We start from the raw sequence: 17,246 nt of genomic DNA, 5'->3' as shown, positions 1-17,246 counted from the left end.
TCGTCGGGATGACGTTATGGGCCGGGGGCCCGGTCGGACCGCGCCGTCCTCGTATGTGCCCCGGGGAGGCGGCGCGCCTGGGGGTACGAGGGCGGTTCTGAAGGGTTCCTGTGTATTTGGCGGGGTGCTGGCGGCGTTCGGTCATTGACGTGAACTCGCCACCGCACTCAGGATGCCCAGCATGTTGGAGGCACTGGATCTCGACCCCGTCCAGCAGCAGGTCTACGAGGCGCTGGTGGACGGCGCCGTCACCGTCGCCGAGCTGCGCGCCGCGGCGGGACTGAGCGCCGGACGGGTGCGCGCGGCGCTGGCCTCCCTGGAGAAGCTCAACCTGGTCGGCCGGTTCTCGGCGGACCGGGGGGAGGAGCGCTATCTGCCGGTGGCCCCCGAGATCGCGTTCGAGTCGCTGCTGCTCGCCCGCGAGGAGGAGATCCACCGCACACGCCGCCACATCCAGCACCTGGCCGCGCGGTTCCGGGCGAACGCGGTGGGCCGCGACCCGCTGGACCTGGTCGAGATCGTCACCGGCCGGGCCGCCGTCATCCGGCAGGTCGACCAGCTCCAGCGCAGCGCACGCAGCCAGATACGGGGCATCGACCGCCCGCCGTACGCCAACAGCGACCCCGACCGGCTCGACCCCAAGACCGGAATGATGCCGGTGCAGGCGCAGATGCTGCGCCGCGGGGTCGGCTACCGCGTCATCTACGACACCGAGGGACTGGCCGCCTCGCACCGTTTCGAGGGTGACATCGGCGCTGCGGCCCAGCTGGGTGAGGACGCACGGGTGATGGCGGACACCCCCACGAAGATGCTGATCGCGGACGACCGGATCGCGCTGATCCCGCTGCGGGCGGCACCGCACGAGCTGGCCAGCAGCGTCGTCGTGCACCCCTCCGGACTGCTGGAGGTGCTGTGCGAGTTCTTCGAGGTGCTGTGGGGCAGGGCGCTGCCCATCTCCGACTACCTGGCGGGCCGGCGGCCGGGCGCGCCGGACGGTCCCAGCCCCGAGGAGGCCCGGCTGCTGGCGCTGCTGACCACGGGGATGACCGACCAGGTGATGGCCCGGCAGCTCGGCATCAGCTACCGCACCTTCCAGCGGCGGCTGCACGGGCTGATGGAACGTCTGGGCGCCACCACCCGTTTCCAGCTGGGCATGCGCGCCGCGAGCCTGGGCTGGGTGCCGCAGACGCCCGGTGGGGCATCGGGTGCCGGCTCGGTCAAGACGCCCCCTGTCCGAGCCGCCAAGAATGCGCCGTAGTTCGGCATTTGGCCGTTCGACCGTCCGTACAGGCCCCCTCTTGTCCCCCTCGAACCGGTGCGCCTAGCGTTCCGAACGCGCCACCCCACAGGCGCCACCCCCCACACGAGGAGGAACCCTCCCCATGGCAGTGACGCGCAAGAAGGTTGCTCTCGGCATAGCGGCGGCCGTGGCCGCCGCGGCCATCGGTACCGTCACGGCGCTCCCCGCGAACGCCGCGCCGGAGGACCGCGCGGAAGGCACCGTCGTCGGTGCCGGCTCGGCCCACGCCGTCAAGGGCAGCTACATCGTCACGATGAAGAAGTCGGCCGTCTCCACCAAGACGGCCGCCGCCAAGGGCAAGTCGGTCATCGCCGGCCACGGCGGCAAGGTCCGCAGAACCTTCACCAAGGCACTCAACGGCTACTCGGCGAAGATGTCCGCGAGCGAGGCCAAGGAGCTGGCCGCCGACCCGGCGGTCGACAAGGTCTACGCGAACCAGAAGCATACGGTCACCGGTGAGCAGGCCAACCCGCCCTCCTGGGGCCTGGACCGCATCGACACCCCCGAGCTGAACCTGGACAAGAAGTACGTCTACCCCGACAGCGCGGGCGAGGGCGTGACCGCCTACATCATCGACACCGGCGTGCGCACCACGCACAAGGACTTCGGCGGCCGTGCCAAGAGCGGCTTCGACGCGGTCGACGGTGACGAGGACGCCAACGACGGCAACGGCCACGGCACGCACGTCGCCAGCACGGTGGCGGGCGAGGCGCACGGCGTCGCCAAGAAGGCGGACATCGTGGCCGTCCGCGTCCTGGACGACCAGGGCTCCGGCACCACCGAGGGCGTCGTCGCGGGCATCGACTGGGTGACCAAGAACGCCAAGGCCCCCTCGGTCGCCAACATGTCGCTCGGCGGCGGCGCCGACGAGGCGCTCGATGAGGCGGTGCAGAACTCCATCAAGGCGGGTGTCACCTTCGCGGTGGCCGCCGGCAACGAGGGCACCGACGCGGGCAACAGCTCGCCCGCCCGCGTGCCGGAGGCGCTCACCGTGGGCGCCACCGACAACAAGGACGCGCAGGCCGACTTCTCCAACTACGGCAAGGCCGTCGACCTGTACGCCCCCGGCGTGGACATCACCGGCGCCTGGAACACCGGTGACGACGCCACCGACACCATCTCCGGCACCTCCATGGCCTCCCCGCACGTCGCGGGTGCCGCGGCGGTCTACCTCTCCGGCCACAAGGACGCCAGCCCGGAGGCCGTCTCCAAGGCCCTCACGGACGGCGCCTCCAAGGACGTCGTCGGCAACCCGGGCCCCGGCTCGCCGAACCTCCTGCTGAACGTGGTCGAGTAACGACCCTCCGAGTGAACCCCCCACCGCCCGCGGCCCGGTGTGTCCCACACACCGGGCCGTGGGTGTGTGTGTGACGCCCGGCGCCCGCGTGCGCGTAGGGGGCCGGGGTCCCTTGTGGGGCATACCGGCTGGTCGGTTTGCGGAAGTCGTGGTGGGTGGGGGGTCATTCGGTCCGGGCTGGTGTGGCAGTGGGTACGTGTCGCAGTTGGTCGCCGTAGCGGTAGATGACGATGGGCGGTTCGCCCTCGTAGAGCTTGACGCGGTAGATGAAGGGTGCGGGTCCCGTGACCTGGATGACCTCGCCTGTCTTCCCGGTCCTCCGGTCCTGGACGACCTCGCCCACCGCCCACATCCCGCTCACCGCAGCGTGTGCTCGTGGCGCAGGTGCGCGCCGAAGAGCGCCTCGAAGTCGGCCCGGGGTACCGGGTCGTTGGCCGCGTCCTTGATCTGCGACCGATACCACGCGCACTTCTCGCACGGGCCTTCTTCGCGGACTTCAGTCGTTTCGGATTGCTGCATCGTCCTCACCTGGTACGTGTTGGTCACTGCCTGTGTTGAGGACAACACGCAGTTGCCTGCGATGGTGCGGGTTGAACAGGAGTGTTCAACCCTGGGAGAACGGGATTTCCCGGCGTGGGAGGGTGGTCGGGCATGTCAGCTCGCCGGATGAGCCAACCTGGCAATGCAAGGTTGAATCGATCGTTGGGCGGAGCCTTGGGAGAGGATGTTCGGCGGTTCCGGGAAGCACGGGGCATGTCGCAGGAGGCACTGGCGCATGCGACCGGGTACAGCAAGAGCTATGTGAGCAAGGTCGAGTCGGGCTCCGTCCTCCCCTCGCAGCGCTTCGCGGAGGGATGCGACAAGGTGTTCAGCACCGGCGGCCTCTTCGCCCGCCAACTGCGCCGCCTCACCGAGGGCGAGCATCCCTCCTGGTTCGCGCCGTTCATCGAGGCGGAGCGCGAAGCGGACGTCATCGAGGACTACTCGACCCTCTTCGTCTTCGGCCTGCTCCAGACCCCCGAGTACGCCCGGGCGGCGTTGGGGGCCGTCACGTCGGGTGCGGACCCCCGGGACCTTGACGCCAAGGTGGCAGGCCGCATGCGTCGCCGCGAGATCATGGAAAGGGAGGAGCCTCCCCAGGTGTGGGTCGTCCTGCACGAGGCATGCCTGCGGGCGAACGTCGGAACGCCGGAGGTGATGGCAGCACAGCTCCGATTCCTGTGTACGGCGGCGACGCGGTACAGGACGCTGACGCTGCAAGTGCTGCCGTTCTCCGAGTCGGCTGCTGCAAGGGCGACTCCGTTCACGCTCCTGGCGTTCGACGAGGGGCCTCCCAGACTGCACGTGGAAGGTCCGCAGAGCGCGCGCTCGTACGATGACAAGGCCGCACTGCGCAACTCGCGACGGATCTTCGATCACTTGCGCGCGTGCTCCTTGAGTCCGCATGCTTCCTTGGACTTCATCGACACCGTGAGGGAAACGCATGAACGCCAGTCACGTATGGATCAGGTCCAGCTACAGCGACGGCGAGGGGGGCAACTGCGTCGAGTGGGCCCCGGGGCTCGTGTCCGTCGAGGGCGGCGTCCCGGTGCGGGACAGTAAGGACACCAGCCGTTGCCCCCTCGCGTTCTCTCCCACCGCCTGGCAGGCGTTCATCGAGGAGGTGAAGCACTCCGCGTAGGGCCGATGCCCGGTCTTACAAGCTTGGGGTGACTGAGTTCAGGGGTGTGCTGGTCCTGGCCGGAGAACTCGTTGGCCAGGCCCCGGTAGCCCTCCTCGACCTCGGTCTTGATCTTGGGGTGCCGGTGGAACTGCTCGGCGACGCCCTCGGTGCGCCCGGCGGTCTGGTCGTGCATGCGGCCCGGCCGGAGCACTCCGACGAACAGGGTGCGACCCTGCACATCCTCCAGTTCGCCCGCACCGTCCGCGGCCGGGAGCTGCCTGACGGGGCCCGTCCCCGGCCTCGCCCGCCTCACCTACTGCCACCCCAAGCCCCCGTCGGCGCCTCAAATAAGAAGGAAGGAGGCGGAACATAAGCCTCCAATTCGAGTGAGTTGTCTGAAACATGACGATCGCTGTTGACCTTCACTCTTCGCTCGCCATAGGTTCACGCACCGTACGTGTACACAAGCGAAGGGGAGCGTTAATGCGTGCACACGTCACTCAGGCGCGTATCGGGGCGGTCGCCGGCATCGCGGCCGCCGCGATTCTGGGGGGATCGCCTGCGGCGTCCGCTGTCACTGCTCCGCCGTCAGAGGAAGGGGCGCAGGTCCAGAACTGGAGCAGCAGTATGTACGACGTCCTGACTGGCTTTCAGTCGAGACGCTGGCACGACGAGGACTACTCCCAGGTGTGGTTCACCAAGTGTCGCGTGTCGGGGGCCACTGGCACGAGCACCCACGTGGATCTGCGGTGGGACCGTACGGCGCAGCCCGACGTCAGCTGGGGCACTAAGAAGTACACACAGTGCTTCGAGGGAAGTTCCGGCAAGAGCAACGGCGAGTGGCACAACCTCAGCTCTGGCAATCACTTCTTCCAGATCAAGCTGATCAACGGTTCCAGCTCGGGGTTGGCACTGAGCGTCAGCAAGGTCACCGTGGACACCTCCAAAGCTGACAGCTGAGCCTGGACAACCGCCCGGATAGAAGGAGGGGCGCGGTCAGCGCTCCTCCTTCTGCACCGCGAAGGACCCTTACCAGTCCGATGAATCTGCCCAAGCAGCTCCGTATCAGCAGTGCGTTGTGGGCATCGCCTGTAGCACTCGGGCTCACGCTGTTCTATTTCTACGTCACCTTCACCGACGATTACCCTAACTCCAGGGGGGAGATTGACTACGCGCCCGAGGTCGTCTCCTTCGCGCTGAATCCCGCTTCAGCGCTTGCCTATGCGGCAGCCGCCGCGCTCGCCGCGTGGGAGAGCGGCAGACTCACAGCCGGCGGGGTCTGGGCAGCAGCCCCGGCCCGCAGCCCCTACCACGTCGCCGCGCAAGCTCTGTTCCCGGTACTGCTCCTTTCCTGGCTGATGCTGCTGATCCCTGTTGTCGGTGGACTGATCAGTGAGGGGGTGAGCCCCACCCTTGCCTGCCTCCCCTTGTTGGGAATGAGCATGTTCGTGACGATTGCTCACTGCGTCATCGGGTTCGCCCTCGGAAGGGCCGTGCCCAGACTGATCGCTGCTCCTGCCTTGGCAATGGCGGTCTTCTACGCCGTCGCAGCCTCTGCCTCGTCCGGAGAGACATTCTGGCCTCGGCATGTGCTGGGGGAATACCACGGTGTGCTCGCCTTCGGGACTACTTTGCCTCTCAAGGCGCTGGCCCCGCACATGATCTTTGCAGGTGGTATCGCTGCCGGAGCCGCTGTCTTGTTGACCAGGCCTCGTAGCTACCGTACGAGGCTGGCTCTGCCTGCCGTAGCTGCTGTGATGGCCGTCGCTGGCCCGACAGCAGCCTACGCCCAGGTGAGCAGCTGGGGCGCGTCCACACCGGTGTCTGTCGGACACGCGCAGATGACCTGTCAAGGAGACAAACCCGAGGTATGTGTCCCCGCGGCTGGTAGTGCCGACCCCGGCCGGGCGCGGGCAGACGTGGTCGCGGTGGTGGCCGACCTTGCCAGGGCCGGCGCTGTGGTGCGCATGCCCACGACTGTCCAGGACAGCATCATCAACGGGAACCAGTCCCGCTCGTCCACAACAAGAACGTGGTTGCTGCCGTTGACTTCCAGCCAGCGGCACGGCACCACACGCTACGAAACCCTGAGCCAGGCTGTCCGCTACCCATGCCCTGAGCCCAAGGAAGAAGTAGCAAGCCGCAGCGTCAAGCTGTGGGCAGCGCAGATCGCGGGAGTCTCCCGGCACTACATGAAACAGCAGCGCGCGGAGATCAACCAGATCGCCAACGGCGACGAGCTTCTGCGGGTGGTTCAAAAGCGCGTGGAAAGAGTCCGCGCGATGCCTGCCGAGCGGCAGGCCGCCTGGTACCGGCACGAGCTGAAGCGTGCGTGTGTCGCACCGCCCGACACAGAAGGGGCCTCTTGATGCGATGGTGGCTCAAAGCACGGAGGATCCACACTACGTTACTGACCTCCTACGCGGTTTTCGTAGCGCTGGTGCTCCTTCTCCAGGATGTGGTTGCCGACCTGCCTTCCTTCCTTACTGGCGGTGACAACCCAGTCGTGGCGATCTTGATGGCTCCCGTACCCCTGTACGCCGCCCTGATGGTGTCTTTGGAATCTCGCCTACCAGCTGCTGAAGACACTGGGACACGCCCGGTACGCCTCATGGATGCCGGGCTTGTGCTGACAGTCATCGCTGCCGCGGCATTGGCAGGGACAGTGATCGGACTCTCCTTCGCTTCCTCCAGCGCACTCGCGGTGGGCCGCAACACGGCCTTCCTCGTGGGACTGACACTCTGTACGCGTCCCCTCATCGGCTCCCCTGCCGTCATGACGCCTGTCGCGTGGCTGCTCGCCGTTATGCTCTTCGGTTTCGATCACGGGCACCCTTACTTCTGGAGCGTCCTGCCGCGAGCCAACGACGACCCCATCGCGCTCACGGCAGCAGCTGTGAGCCTGGCCCTCGGCCTCGTCGGCCAGATGACGCTGCGCCCACGGGCCATCTCCTGAGCATGACGGACCGACGAACAGCCCCTTGGACCGCTGCCAGAACGGAAGAGAAGACGTGACCCTTGCCTTGTCCTCTTGCACATACTCGTACCGCCCCTGGTCACCTCCGGTCCTGAGCCGTCTCAACTACTCCCTGGCTCCCGGACTGACCATCCTTCTCGGGCCTAACGGAGCAGGAAAATCCACCCTCCTGCGCCTCGCAGCCGCAGTGACGTACCCCCGTTCCGGCACCGTCACCTACCAGGGCATCCCCTCGCACAAGAAGGTCTACCGAGCCGCAGTTGCCTGGATGCCACAGCAGATCACCTCGATGAGCGGACTCACCGCCCGAGAACAAGTCGCATACACCGGCTGGTTGAAAGGGATGAACAAGCGAGACGCCTGGGAATCAGCGGCACAAGCGCTCTCGCGCGTGGACCTGCGCGCACAGGCCGACATCAAGACCAAAAGATTGTCGGGGGGCCAACTGCGCCGGGTCGGAGTCGCCTCCGCACTCGTCCACAACGCCCGCGTACTCCTGCTGGACGAACCCACAGCTGGCATGGACCCGAAGCAGCGTCGGATCTTCCGCGACATCCTGGCCACTCTCGCCGACGAAGTGCAAGTACTTCTCTCCACACATGACGTCGCCGATCTGGCAGAGGAATGCGACCAGGTCACCGTTCTGGATGCGGGACGCATTATCTTCACCGGCGACACACGGGCATTCCTCGCCCATGCCCCTGCTGGCACCGCACCCGGCCGCGCTGCCGAGGCTGCCTACTCCGTGCTGAGCGACACGGGCGCACGTCTGTAGCCCTGGCCACCCGGCGACCGCAGAAAGGACCGTCCGGACTGGGCAAGCGTGCCTACTTCGCCGGGCGCTGCGGCCTGGACGGTGGCTGTTTCGCGGACGCCTGCACCCCGATCGCGCCGAGCCGTGTGCCCCGCTGGCGGCAGCAGCGAACGAGGGCGGGTTGAGCTGCCCTGGTCTTGTGGGGGTCCGGTGATTTTGGTTCAGGCGGACTGGGGGATGGCTTTCGGCTTTCTGTTGTCGCCACCACTCGCGTTCGTACTCGGCGAGCGGTACGTAGCCGAGGGTGGAGTTGAGCCTTTCTCCATCGCTTCCGAGGCCGTTGCTTTTCCGCCCGCCGGACGGCCGACTGCTGTGTGGGAAAGGCCACTTCGGGTTCTACCCGGCCGGGAAGCGGTTCCCTTTGTGGCTCCGGGCAGCCCCGTGAGTTTGCCGCCTGCGCTGGTGAACCGGTAGGGGAGGGGGCGCAGCGTCCCTCCGCCGACTCGGCTGGGACGCCTGGAGACAAAGGCAGGAGTGTCCTGGTCGTGGTGCTGGGGGCTGGGCTGCTCGAGCGCGTCACTCCGCTGGTCTCCTCTCTCTGAGGGCTCCGGCCCACTTTGTGGGGCATACCGGCTGGTCGGTTTGCGGAAGTCGTGGTGGGTGGGGGGTCATTCGGTCCGGGCTGGTGTGGCAGTGGGTACGTGTCGCAGTTGGTCGCCGTAGCGGTAGATGACGATGGGCGGTTCGCCCTCGTAGAGCTTGACGCGGTAGATGAAGGGTGCGGGTCCCGTGACCTGGATGACCTCGCCTGTCTTCCCGGTCCTCCGGTCCTGGACGACCTCGCCCACCGCCCACATCCCGCTCACCGCAGCGTGTGCTCGTGGCGCAGGTGCGCGCCGAAGAGCGCCTCGAAGTCGGCCCGGGGTACCGGGTCGTTGGCCGCGTCCTTGATCTGCGACCGATACCACGCACACTTCTCGCACGGGCCTTCTTCTTGTGATTGTGCGGTTTTGGGTTGCTCCATCGTCCTCACCTGGTTCTCTTGGTGACGCCTTGTGATGAGAACAACACGTGCGAGTCTTCGACGGCTCGGTATGAGCGTGATTTCTCATGGCGCAGTGCAGGGCTTGATTGCTGCGGGCGGAAGTTGAGGCAGGTCAGAATGGGTGAGCAACGTAAGCGGCCGAAGGGTATGAGTATCCCGCCGAGTCTCGGTGAAGACGTCCGACGAGTGAGAGAAGCGCGCCGGATCTCCCAGACCGCTTTCGCAGCGGCCACTGGCTATACCCAGAGCTATGTGAGCCGTGTCGAGTCCGGCGAACTCATGCCTTCTGTGAAGTTCGCCGAGGCGTGTGACCGAACCTTCGGCACCGGAGATCTGTTCGCGCGGCAGCGCAGGCGTCTGGTCGACGGGGAGTATCCCGAGTGGTTCGCCCCGTACATCGACGCGGAGCGGACAGCGGTCTCCATCCGGGACTTCTCAACCATCTTCATCATGGGGCTGTTGCAGACCGAAGCGTATGCGCGTGCATCGCTCAGTGGCGGGCGGCCCAGTGTCTCCGAGAGAGACCTCGACGCGAAGGTGGCCAGTCGCCTCCGGCGCCGGGAGGTTCTGGAGAGGCCCGATCCTCCTCGCGTCTGGGTCGTCCTGTGCGAGGCCTCCTTGCGGGCCGAAGTCGGCTCACCGCGAGTAATGGCAGATCAGATGAAGCACCTGTTGGAGCAGCTGCGGCGGCACCAGTCCCTCACGGTTCAGGTGATGCCGTACGCCGCGACGGAAGCTGGGATCGGAACTCCGTACGTTTTGTTGGACATTCCCGGCAGCAAGCCATGTGTCTTCGTCGAAGGGCCCCAGGGTGGGCGGCCGTATGACGGTCCAGAGACTGTCGCCAACGCTGCCCACCTCTACGATCACATCCGGGCAAGTTCGTTGAGTCCGCGTGAATCAGTGGCCTTCATCCGCGCCGTAAGGGACAAGCATGAGCGAAACGCAGTGGGTCAAGAGCAGCTACAGCGACCAGCAAGGGGGCAACTGCGTCGAGTGGGCCCCGGGTCTCCGGTCCGTCGTCGGCGGCGTCCCGGTGCGGGACAGTAAGGACACGGGGCGGGGCCCCCTCGCGTTCTCTCCCACCGCCTGGCAGGCGTTCATCGAGGAGGTGAAGTGTTCCGGGCGCTAGCCCGGCCTCATTCCTCGACCCGCAGGGCGGCCAACTGCTGTTCGAAGGGGATCACTTCGGGCTCTTCCGGCCGGGAGGCCGCCTCCTCGGTGGCCCGGGGAGCGAGCAGTTCCGCGAGTTCGCCGCCCGCGCGGGCGATGCGGCGGGGGAGGGACGGGGCCACCCCGTCGTCGGGGGCGGCCCAGTCGTCCGTCGCCGCGTACACCGCCGTGGGCACCGTCACCGTCCGCAGGTAGGCGAAGAGCGGCCGCATGGCGTGTTCCAGTACCAGGGAGTGGCGGGGTGTGCCACCGGTGGCGCCCAGCAGTACCGGCTTGCCCGCGAGGGCGTCGGGCTCGATCACGTCGAAGAACGACTTGAACAGCCCGCTGTAGGACGCGGAGAAGACGGGCGTGACGGCGATCAGCCCGTCCGCCTCCGTCACGCGCTCGATCCCGTCCCGCAGCGCCCCGCCCGCGAAGCCGGTGGTGAAGTTGTGGGCGATCCCGGTGGCCACGTCCCGCAGTTCGAGCGTCGTCACCTCGGCGTCGGTGTCCTGGTCCGCCAGGGCCACTCGTGTCGCCTCGGCCAGCCGGTCGGCCAGCAGCCGGGTGGACGAGGGCTGCCCCAGCCCGGCCGAGACGACGGCCAGCCCCACACGCTTCCGGGTCGTCATACGGAAACCTCCTCATTCTCCGCGCCAGTGGCCCCAGCGGCACCAGTCGAACCAGCTACCCCAGTCGAACCAGCGGCACCCGCCGCGCCAGCGGCACCCGCCGCCGCGACACGGGCCGCGTGCGTGGGTGCGTCCGCGGTCCCGGCCGGCCGCCCGGCGGCCATCTCCTTCCGCAGGACCGGCACGACCTCCTCACCCAGCATGTCCAGCTGCTCCAGCACGGTCTTGAGCGGCAGTCCCGCGTGGTCCATCAAGAACAGCTGGCGCTGGTAGTCGCCGAAGGACTCGCGGAAGGTCAGCGTCTTCTCGATGACCTCCTGGGGGCTGCCGACGGTCAGCGGCGTCTGGTCGGTGAACTCCTCCAGGCTCGGCCCGTGCCCGTAGACGGGCGCGTTGTCGAAGTACGGGCGGAATTCGCGTACCGCGTCCTGCGAGTTGCGCCGCATGAACACCTGTCCGCCCAGGCCGACCAGCGCCTGCTGCCGCGTTCCGTGCCCGTAGTGCTCGAAGCGGTCGCGGTAGAGGTTGATCAGCCGCTTGAAGTGGTCCTTGGGCCAGAAGATGTTGTTCGCGAAGAAGCCGTCACCGTAGTAGGCGGCCTGCTCGGCGATCTCCGGGCTGCGGATGGAACCGTGCCAGACGAAGGGGGGTACGCCGTCGAGCGGGCGCGGGGTGGAGGTGAAACCCTGGAGGGGGGTGCGGAAGCGGCCCTGCCAGTCCACGACGTCCTCGGTCCACAGCCGGCGCAGCAGCGCGTAGTTCTCGATCGCGAGCGGGATGCCCTGCCGGATGTCCTGCCCGAACCAGGGGTAGACGGGTCCTGTGTTGCCGCGGCCCATCATCACGTCGACGCGGCCGTCGGCGAGGTGCTGGAGCATCGCGAAGTCCTCGGCGATCTTCACCGGGTCGTTGGTGGTGATCAGCGTGGTGGAGGTGGACAGGGTCAGCCGCTCGGTCCTGGCGGCGATCCAGCCGAGCATGGTCGTCGGGGACGACGGGACGAACGGCGGGTTGTGGTGCTCGCCGGTGGCGAAGACGTCGAGTCCGACCTCCTCCGCCTTCAGGGCGATGGCCAGCATCGCCTTGATCCGCTCGTGCTCGGTCGGCGTCCGCCCTGTGGTGGGGTCGGGTGTCACGTCGCCGACGGTGAAGATCCCGAACTGGAGAGGGGTGGTGGCCGTGGCCGTCATGGTGCTCGCCGTCCTTGGTCGGTGCGCTCGGTCGGTGCTTTTCGAGCGGTGCTTCCGATCGATGCTCTCGATCGGCTCGGTCGATCGGCTCGGTCGGTGTGCTCGATCGTACGAAATGGTTGAGGATTCAACTAAGGGAGGAACCGATCCCGCCGTCCGGAAATTCCCGCGTCGGTGATCGCCGGGCGGGCCGGGCGGGTCGCGGGTGCGCTGTGTCACGATCGGATCAGGGCGCGCAATCCCCGCGCAACGCCGCGGTGGGATGCTGAAATGGCCCCGTTGCGCCAGGGGACCCGAGCGAACCCCTCTGACCTGCAAGGATAGGCCCATGGACAAGCAGCAGGAATTCGTCCTCCGCACTCTGGAGGAGCGGGACATCCGCTTCGTCAGGCTCTGGTTCACCGATGTCCTCGGCTTCCTGAAGTCGGTGGCGGTGGCCCCCGCCGAGCTTGAACAGGCGTTCGATGAGGGGATGGGTTTCGACGGCTCGGCCATCGAGGGATTCGCCCGCGTCTACGAGTCCGACATGATCGCCAAGCCCGACCCCGGCACCTTCCAGATACTGCCGTGGCGGGCCGAGGCACCCGGCACCGCGCGGATGTTCTGCGACATCCTCATGCCGGACGGATCGCCCTCGTACGCCGACCCGCGTTACGTCCTCAAGCGTGCGCTGGCCAAGGCCTCCGACCTCGGGTTCACCTTCTACACCCATCCGGAGATCGAGTTCTTCCTGCTCAAGGAGAAGCCGGTGGACGGCACCCGCCCCGTCCCCGCGGACTCCTCCGGCTACTTCGACCACACCCCGCAGAACGTCGGCATGGACTTCCGCCGCCAGGCCATCACCATGCTGGAGTCCATGGGCATCTCCGTGGAGTTCTCCCACCACGAGGGCGCCCCCGGCCAGCAGGAGATCGACCTGCGGTACGCCGACGCGCTGTCCACGGCCGACAACATCATGACGTTCCGCCTGGTCATGAAGCAGGTCGCCCTGGAACAGGGCGTGCAGGCCACCTTCATGCCCAAGCCGTTCTCGGAGTACCCCGGCTCGGGCATGCACACCCACCTCTCCCTCTTCGAGGGCGACCGCAACGCCTTCTACGAGTCCGGCGCCGAGTACCAGCTCTCCAAGGTCGGCCGCAGCTTCATCGCCGGTCTGCTCAACCACGCCGGTGAGATCTCCGCCGTCACCAACCAGTGGGTCAACTCCTACAAGCGCATCTGGGGCGGCGCCAACCGCACCGCGGGGGAGGGCGGCGAGTCCCCGTCCTACATCTGCTGGGGCCACAACAACCGCTCGGCGCTCGTCCGGGTGCCCATGTACAAGCCGGGGAAGACCGGCTCCACCCGCGTCGAGATGCGCTCCCTTGACTCCGGCGCCAACCCCTACCTCGCGTACGCGGTGCTGCTGGCCGCGGGCCTCAAGGGCATCGAGGAGGGGTACGAGCTGCCGGCCGGCGCCGACGACGACGTGTGGGCGCTCTCCGACGCGGAGCGGCGCGCGATGGGCATCGAACCCCTGCCGCAGAACCTGGGCGAGGCCATCAGCCTCATGGAGCGCAGCGAGCTGGTCGCCCAGACGCTGGGGGAGCACGTCTTCGACTTCTTCCTGCGCAACAAGAAGCAGGAGTGGGAGGAGTACCGCAGCGAGGTGACCGCCTTCGAGCTGCGCAAGAGCCTGCCGGTGCTGTAATCGCAGGTCAGAGCCAGAATGCGCGGTTGTGACGCACGGGCGACGGCTCGCCGACCGTCGCCCGTGCGGCTGGCCTTAACCCCCGTGGGCCGTCTGTGGGCCGTCCGACTCGGAATCCACGCGTTCGTAGAGCCGATCCACGGCCTTCCGGGTTCGCCCCTCACTGCTGGGCATCAGGTGCGTGTACGTCCGCAGAGTGAAGCCCGGGTCCTTGTGCCCGAGGTACGCACTCAGGGCCCGGATGCTTTCCCCGGCGTCGAGGAGGACCGACGCGTAGAAGTGCCGTAGGGCGTGCATGCCGTGCTCGCGTACCGGCTCGTACTTGCCGGCGACAGGTGCCGGGATGACACCGACCGCCGCCAGTGCGGGCTTCCACACTCGCGTGTTGAAGTCGTTCCGGCGTACAGCGCCGCCGCCGTCGAGACGGGTGAACAGCAGGCGCTTCGTCACCGGCCGACCGTCCGGCCGAAGCCATGGCAGGGCGACGGCGGTGGGCGGGTGCTGCTCGGTGTGCTCCCGGAGGATCTGAGCGACCCGAGGTGGCAGAGGCACGTCACGCAGCTTGCCCCGCTTGGGCGGTCCGAAGACCAGCTTGCCCTCGGACACCTTGACCTGTAGGACGACGTGCAACCATCCCGTCTCGAAGTCGATGGCGTCGACGGCCAACCCGAAGATTTCGCCCTGCCGCAAGCCGCACCCAGCGCCCAGGTCCACCATGGCTCGGTACTGCGCCGGAAGCGCGGACCGTACGGCGAACGTGCGCTCCGACGACCACGGCACGACTCGGCCGTCACCCCGGGCGGGCGCACGGACGGAGCGGGCGCGGCAAGGGTTCTTTGCTAGGTGACCGTCATCGACCGCGGCAGTGAAGAGACTGGAGACGGTAGAGAAGATCACGCGCCGGTACGACGAAGCGGGCACTGCCTTCTCCAGCTTGCTCAGCCAGTCCCGGATGTGCTCCGGCTGGAACGAACCCAGAGGGCGCGTACCCAGGTAAGGGATCGCGTGCAGCCGTACCTGCGCGCTCACCGGCTCGCGCGTCGTCGCGTCCGTTGTCTGCGTCGCCAGCCAGTTCTCCGCGTACTGCCGGAAGGTGGTGCGTGCCGCCTTCGGGTCCACGTACTGGCCGCTGTCCATGTCGGCCTCGGTCTTGGACAGCCACTTCTCTGCCCGGCGCTTCTGCCCGTCGGGGAAGCTCTTGGACTTCTCGGTGCCGTCCGGGCCGACGTAGCGGGCGCGGTAGCGCATGCCGGTGCCGTGGCGGTCGGTCCTCACGCGTCGAGGCTTGCCGTCATCGTCGGTTTCGGTCTTGTACCAGCGGTCTTGGATGTGGCCAGCCATGGGGGCTGACTCCCTTCTCGGTAGCAGGGCGCGGCGGGCCCAATTGGGCTCGACCGGCCGGATTCGGGGTGTGCTGGGCCAGGCCCGCGGCTTGTACGGGCCTGAGCGTTTGGCGCGCTGAGGTGCTGGGAGAGGCGTTGTCGGCGGCAGTCGCCGGCGTGCCGCTCGGGGAGGTTGAGGGAAGGGCCCGGGAAGCGCTCTGAGGGCGTTCTCAAGGGGCCGCCGGTGCACCTCCCCGCCTCCCCGAGCGGCTGTATGTGCTGGTCAGCCGGGGGAGGTGGGGGTGGGGAGGCGGTTGGGGAGAACTCCCCGCATCCCCGCCGCCTCCCCGGGATCGGGGAGGCGACTTTCCGGGCCTTTTCGTTGCGGGTTTCGTTACGCGGCTTCGTCGAGTGCTGTCTGTTCGGTGACCCACGCTTGGACGGCTGCGGGGTCGTAGCGCACGTGCTTGCCGACGCGGAAGCCGGGCGGGCCGGTGCGGTGCTTGCGCCAGCGGTAGACGGTCTCCAGCGGCACACTCAGCAGGTCGGCTACGTCCTGGGGGGTGAGGTAGCGGTCCGGGAGGCTGGTGCTCATGCGGCGCCCCTCTCCTGCTGCTGCGTGCCGCTGTCGGGTGCGATGCCGAGGTAGGTGGGGGTCTGCTTGCCGTCGGGGCCGCGCGGCTTGCTACGGCGCAGCTGCGGGACGACCGAGAGCAGGTTCCTGCCCAGCATCTGTTTGGTGCCGGGCGGGATGCCGCTGTCGTCGGCCCACTCCTTCCAGACCGCCCACAGTCGGTCCACGGGCACTGCGAAGGAGGCTCCGACGCGGCAGCGTTCGCGGACGAACGCGGAGACCGGTGAGGCGGTGTCCTGCATGGTGGTGACCGCCTCGCGGGAGGAAGCCGGTTCGGTCAGCCTCCCCGTGCTCTCCAGCCGTGACAGGCCGTCCAGAGCCCAGTTGAGAATGCCGGGCATCTCAGCGGTGAGCTTGTCGGTGAGGGTGGTGTCCTCCCGCCCGAGCCAGGAGGCGGTCATGCTCAGGACGACGAACCGGCGCGCGATGACGCCGCTGCTGTCACCGAAGTTGGGCAGCTCGTTGGACAGGATCATCAACCGGGTCGGCAGCTTGCCCGTCCACGGGTCGCGAAACTTGCGGTCGATGTCGATGGTGTCCTCCCCGCTGATGGTCAGCAGGCGTTCGACCACCTGATGCCCGTCCCGGCCGGACAGGCGCGCATCGGAGATGACCGCCAGGGATTTGCCCAGCAACGGGGACAGGCCGAAGTTCGTGCCCAGGCTCGCCAGCGTCGGGCCCGCGAGGTTGCCCGCTCCGACCAGGGAGGCCAGCACCCGGGCGATGGTGCCTTTGCCCGACCTGGTGGGCCCCACGATCAGCAGGATCTTCTGCTGGTCGGTGCGGCCGGAGAGCACGTAGCCGAACCACTCCTGCAACGCGTCGATGGCGTCCGGTTCGTCGGGCCACAGCCGTTGCAGGAAGCTGTGCCAGGTCGGTGCGGTGGCGTGCGGGTCGTAGTCGAAGGGGACCGACACGAGGTTGAACAAGGCGGGGGTGTGGTCCCTCAGCGTCCTGTCGGCCACCGACAGCAGACCATTGGAGCAGGCGACCACCGGCCCCGCGTGGCCCATGCTGCGGGTGCCGCGCCCGAAGGTGTCCGGCTCTCCGGGTACCCAAGCCGGCGGGTCCAGAGCCGGGGGCAGGTGGCAGACAGCCGCCAGGGCGTGCATCAGGTCGGCCACCTTCCGCGAGGTGGGCGCCCACTCCCGCACCTCCGGCTCCCCCTTCTTGTTGACGCTCTCGTAGGTGGCGTGTTCCAGGTGCTTGTAGAGCCAGGCCCTCAGCTCCTGGTCGCCCAGCTCGCGCCAGTGCGAGTAGTCCCAGCACATCCACGTGCCGCGCCAGTGCCTCAGGGTCGGCAGCCCGAAGTAGCGCCAGTGCGGGGACAGGTGCCGGGCGACTGCCATGGGGTTGGTCGGCGCCGGTACCGGTTCGTCGCTGCCCGACTGGTCGGGGGTACCGTCGGCCGACTGGTCCCCCTGACTCCGGCTCGACTCGCCCGCACGGTCGGTCCCTGACCAGTCGGTGTGTCGGGCCGACTGGTCGGCGTTCACCGGGCGCGGGTCGGTGTTCACGGGGCGGGGGTCGGTGTTCACGGGGCGGTCCGTTGCGTTCGCGGCGCCGTCCCACGCGTTCACGGGCTGG

General features: G+C 67.8%; 19 protein-coding genes and 2 pseudogenes. 11 read left to right on the top strand and 10 right to left on the bottom strand.

Annotation, left to right across the window (positions count from 1 at the left end):
• Nucleotides 1-181 precede the first annotated feature (181 nt).
• Nucleotides 182-1,258, top strand: a complete 1,077-nt coding sequence (locus FM076_RS09120; RefSeq protein WP_173869412.1) for a LuxR C-terminal-related transcriptional regulator — start codon at nucleotides 182-184, stop codon at nucleotides 1,256-1,258.
• Between the two features lie 124 nt (nucleotides 1,259-1,382).
• Nucleotides 1,383-2,597, top strand: a complete 1,215-nt coding sequence (locus FM076_RS09115; RefSeq protein ID WP_173869411.1) for a S8 family peptidase — start codon at nucleotides 1,383-1,385, stop codon at nucleotides 2,595-2,597.
• A 163-nt stretch (nucleotides 2,598-2,760) separates the two neighbouring features.
• Here the strand turns inward: FM076_RS09115 and FM076_RS09110 are convergent, their stop codons facing one another.
• Both FM076_RS09110 and FM076_RS09105 read right to left on the bottom strand, forming a co-directional pair.
• The gene (locus FM076_RS09110; protein ID WP_173874615.1) at nucleotides 2,761-2,949 is read right to left on the bottom strand and encodes a hypothetical protein; all 189 of its coding nucleotides are present in this window, start codon (nucleotides 2,947-2,949) and stop codon (nucleotides 2,761-2,763) included.
• Nucleotides 2,950-2,954: 5 nt separating this feature from the next.
• On the bottom strand, nucleotides 2,955-3,116 hold the full coding sequence (locus FM076_RS09105) for a hypothetical protein (protein ID WP_173869410.1): 162 nt from the start codon (nucleotides 3,114-3,116) through the stop codon (nucleotides 2,955-2,957).
• Between the two features lie 132 nt (nucleotides 3,117-3,248).
• Between FM076_RS09105 and FM076_RS09100 the strand changes: the two genes are divergently transcribed.
• Complete coding sequence (locus FM076_RS09100) at nucleotides 3,249-4,199, top strand: helix-turn-helix domain-containing protein (RefSeq protein ID WP_428814761.1); 951 nt, start codon at nucleotides 3,249-3,251, stop codon at nucleotides 4,197-4,199.
• A pseudogene (locus FM076_RS34925) lies at nucleotides 4,156-4,278 on the top strand (DUF397 domain-containing protein); the annotation flags it as partial. The gene FM076_RS09100 and the pseudogene FM076_RS34925, both read left to right, overlap by 44 nt.
• Here FM076_RS34925 and FM076_RS09095 read toward each other — a convergent pair.
• Nucleotides 4,250-4,498, bottom strand: coding sequence for a hypothetical protein (locus FM076_RS09095; protein ID WP_207730266.1), 249 nt, complete (start codon nucleotides 4,496-4,498; stop codon nucleotides 4,250-4,252). The pseudogene FM076_RS34925 and the gene FM076_RS09095 overlap by 29 nt on opposite strands.
• 245 nt (nucleotides 4,499-4,743) lie before the next feature.
• Here FM076_RS09095 and FM076_RS09090 point away from each other — a divergent pair, with 245 nt between their 5' ends.
• The 4 genes from FM076_RS09090 (at nucleotide 4,744) to FM076_RS09075 (ending at nucleotide 8,012) form a co-directional block, all read left to right on the top strand.
• Nucleotides 4,744-5,220: a hypothetical protein gene (locus FM076_RS09090; protein WP_173869407.1), complete on the top strand. Its 477-nt coding sequence runs from the start codon at nucleotides 4,744-4,746 to the stop codon at nucleotides 5,218-5,220.
• A gap of 80 nt (nucleotides 5,221-5,300) precedes the next feature.
• A complete protein-coding gene (locus tag FM076_RS09085) occupies nucleotides 5,301-6,629 on the top strand; it encodes a hypothetical protein (RefSeq protein WP_173869406.1) in 1,329 nt (442 codons plus the stop codon).
• 407 nt (nucleotides 6,630-7,036) lie between these two features.
• Nucleotides 7,037-7,216 carry a hypothetical protein gene (locus tag FM076_RS33135; RefSeq protein WP_207730265.1) on the top strand — a complete coding sequence of 60 codons (180 nt, stop codon included), beginning with the start codon at nucleotides 7,037-7,039 and terminating at the stop codon, nucleotides 7,214-7,216.
• A 55-nt stretch (nucleotides 7,217-7,271) separates the two neighbouring features.
• Nucleotides 7,272-8,012 (top strand): ATP-binding cassette domain-containing protein, encoded by a 741-nt coding sequence (locus FM076_RS09075; RefSeq protein ID WP_173869404.1) that lies wholly within the window; start codon nucleotides 7,272-7,274, stop codon nucleotides 8,010-8,012.
• Nucleotides 8,013-8,659: 647 nt separating this feature from the next.
• Here FM076_RS09075 and FM076_RS09070 read toward each other — a convergent pair.
• Together FM076_RS09070 and FM076_RS09065 are read right to left on the bottom strand one after the other, a co-directional pair.
• Nucleotides 8,660-8,848 carry a hypothetical protein gene (locus tag FM076_RS09070; protein WP_173874615.1) on the bottom strand — a complete coding sequence of 63 codons (189 nt, stop codon included), beginning with the start codon at nucleotides 8,846-8,848 and terminating at the stop codon, nucleotides 8,660-8,662.
• Between the two features lie 5 nt (nucleotides 8,849-8,853).
• Nucleotides 8,854-9,015, bottom strand: coding sequence for a hypothetical protein (locus FM076_RS09065; RefSeq protein ID WP_173869403.1), 162 nt, complete (start codon nucleotides 9,013-9,015; stop codon nucleotides 8,854-8,856).
• A 138-nt stretch (nucleotides 9,016-9,153) separates the two neighbouring features.
• Between FM076_RS09065 and FM076_RS09060 the strand changes: the two are divergent.
• Together FM076_RS09060 and FM076_RS33565 are read left to right on the top strand one after the other, a co-directional pair.
• Nucleotides 9,154-9,942: pseudogene (locus FM076_RS09060) on the top strand (helix-turn-helix domain-containing protein); the annotation flags it as partial.
• 28 nt (nucleotides 9,943-9,970) lie between these two features.
• The gene (locus tag FM076_RS33565; RefSeq protein ID WP_243274389.1) at nucleotides 9,971-10,168 is read left to right on the top strand and encodes a DUF397 domain-containing protein; all 198 of its coding nucleotides are present in this window, start codon (nucleotides 9,971-9,973) and stop codon (nucleotides 10,166-10,168) included.
• Between the two features lie 7 nt (nucleotides 10,169-10,175).
• Here the strand turns inward: FM076_RS33565 and FM076_RS09050 are convergent, their stop codons facing one another.
• On the bottom strand, nucleotides 10,176-10,823 hold the full coding sequence (locus FM076_RS09050) for an FMN reductase (RefSeq protein ID WP_173869401.1): 648 nt from the start codon (nucleotides 10,821-10,823) through the stop codon (nucleotides 10,176-10,178).
• Nucleotides 10,820-12,013: an LLM class flavin-dependent oxidoreductase gene (locus tag FM076_RS09045; protein WP_243274388.1), complete on the bottom strand. Its 1,194-nt coding sequence runs from the start codon at nucleotides 12,011-12,013 to the stop codon at nucleotides 10,820-10,822. The genes FM076_RS09050 and FM076_RS09045 overlap by 4 nt, the downstream gene beginning before the upstream one ends.
• Before the next feature lie 328 nt (nucleotides 12,014-12,341).
• Between FM076_RS09045 and glnA the strand changes: the two genes are divergently transcribed.
• Nucleotides 12,342-13,703: a type I glutamate--ammonia ligase gene (gene glnA / locus FM076_RS09040; RefSeq protein WP_173869400.1), complete on the top strand. Its 1,362-nt coding sequence runs from the start codon at nucleotides 12,342-12,344 to the stop codon at nucleotides 13,701-13,703.
• Nucleotides 13,704-13,778: 75 nt separating this feature from the next.
• Here glnA and FM076_RS09035 read toward each other — a convergent pair whose 3' ends face one another.
• From FM076_RS09035 to FM076_RS09025, 3 genes are all read right to left on the bottom strand, one after another.
• On the bottom strand, nucleotides 13,779-15,044 hold the full coding sequence (locus tag FM076_RS09035) for a tyrosine-type recombinase/integrase (protein ID WP_173869399.1): 1,266 nt from the start codon (nucleotides 15,042-15,044) through the stop codon (nucleotides 13,779-13,781).
• 375 nt (nucleotides 15,045-15,419) lie between these two features.
• Nucleotides 15,420-15,620, bottom strand: coding sequence for a helix-turn-helix transcriptional regulator (locus FM076_RS09030; protein WP_173869398.1), 201 nt, complete (start codon nucleotides 15,618-15,620; stop codon nucleotides 15,420-15,422).
• Nucleotides 15,617-17,197 carry a DNA primase family protein gene (locus tag FM076_RS09025; RefSeq protein WP_345944932.1) on the bottom strand — a complete coding sequence of 527 codons (1,581 nt, stop codon included), beginning with the start codon at nucleotides 17,195-17,197 and terminating at the stop codon, nucleotides 15,617-15,619. Before FM076_RS09025 ends, FM076_RS09030 begins: the two co-directional genes overlap by 4 nt.
• Between the last annotated feature and the right edge of the window lie 49 nt (nucleotides 17,198-17,246).

The organism is Streptomyces albus subsp. chlorinus, from assembly GCF_013302895.1.
Lineage (GTDB): Bacteria > Actinomycetota > Actinomycetes > Streptomycetales > Streptomycetaceae > Streptomyces > Streptomyces chlorinus.
The sequence above is the reverse complement of the archived record's forward strand: the minus strand, read 5'-3'. Positions and strand labels throughout refer to the sequence as shown.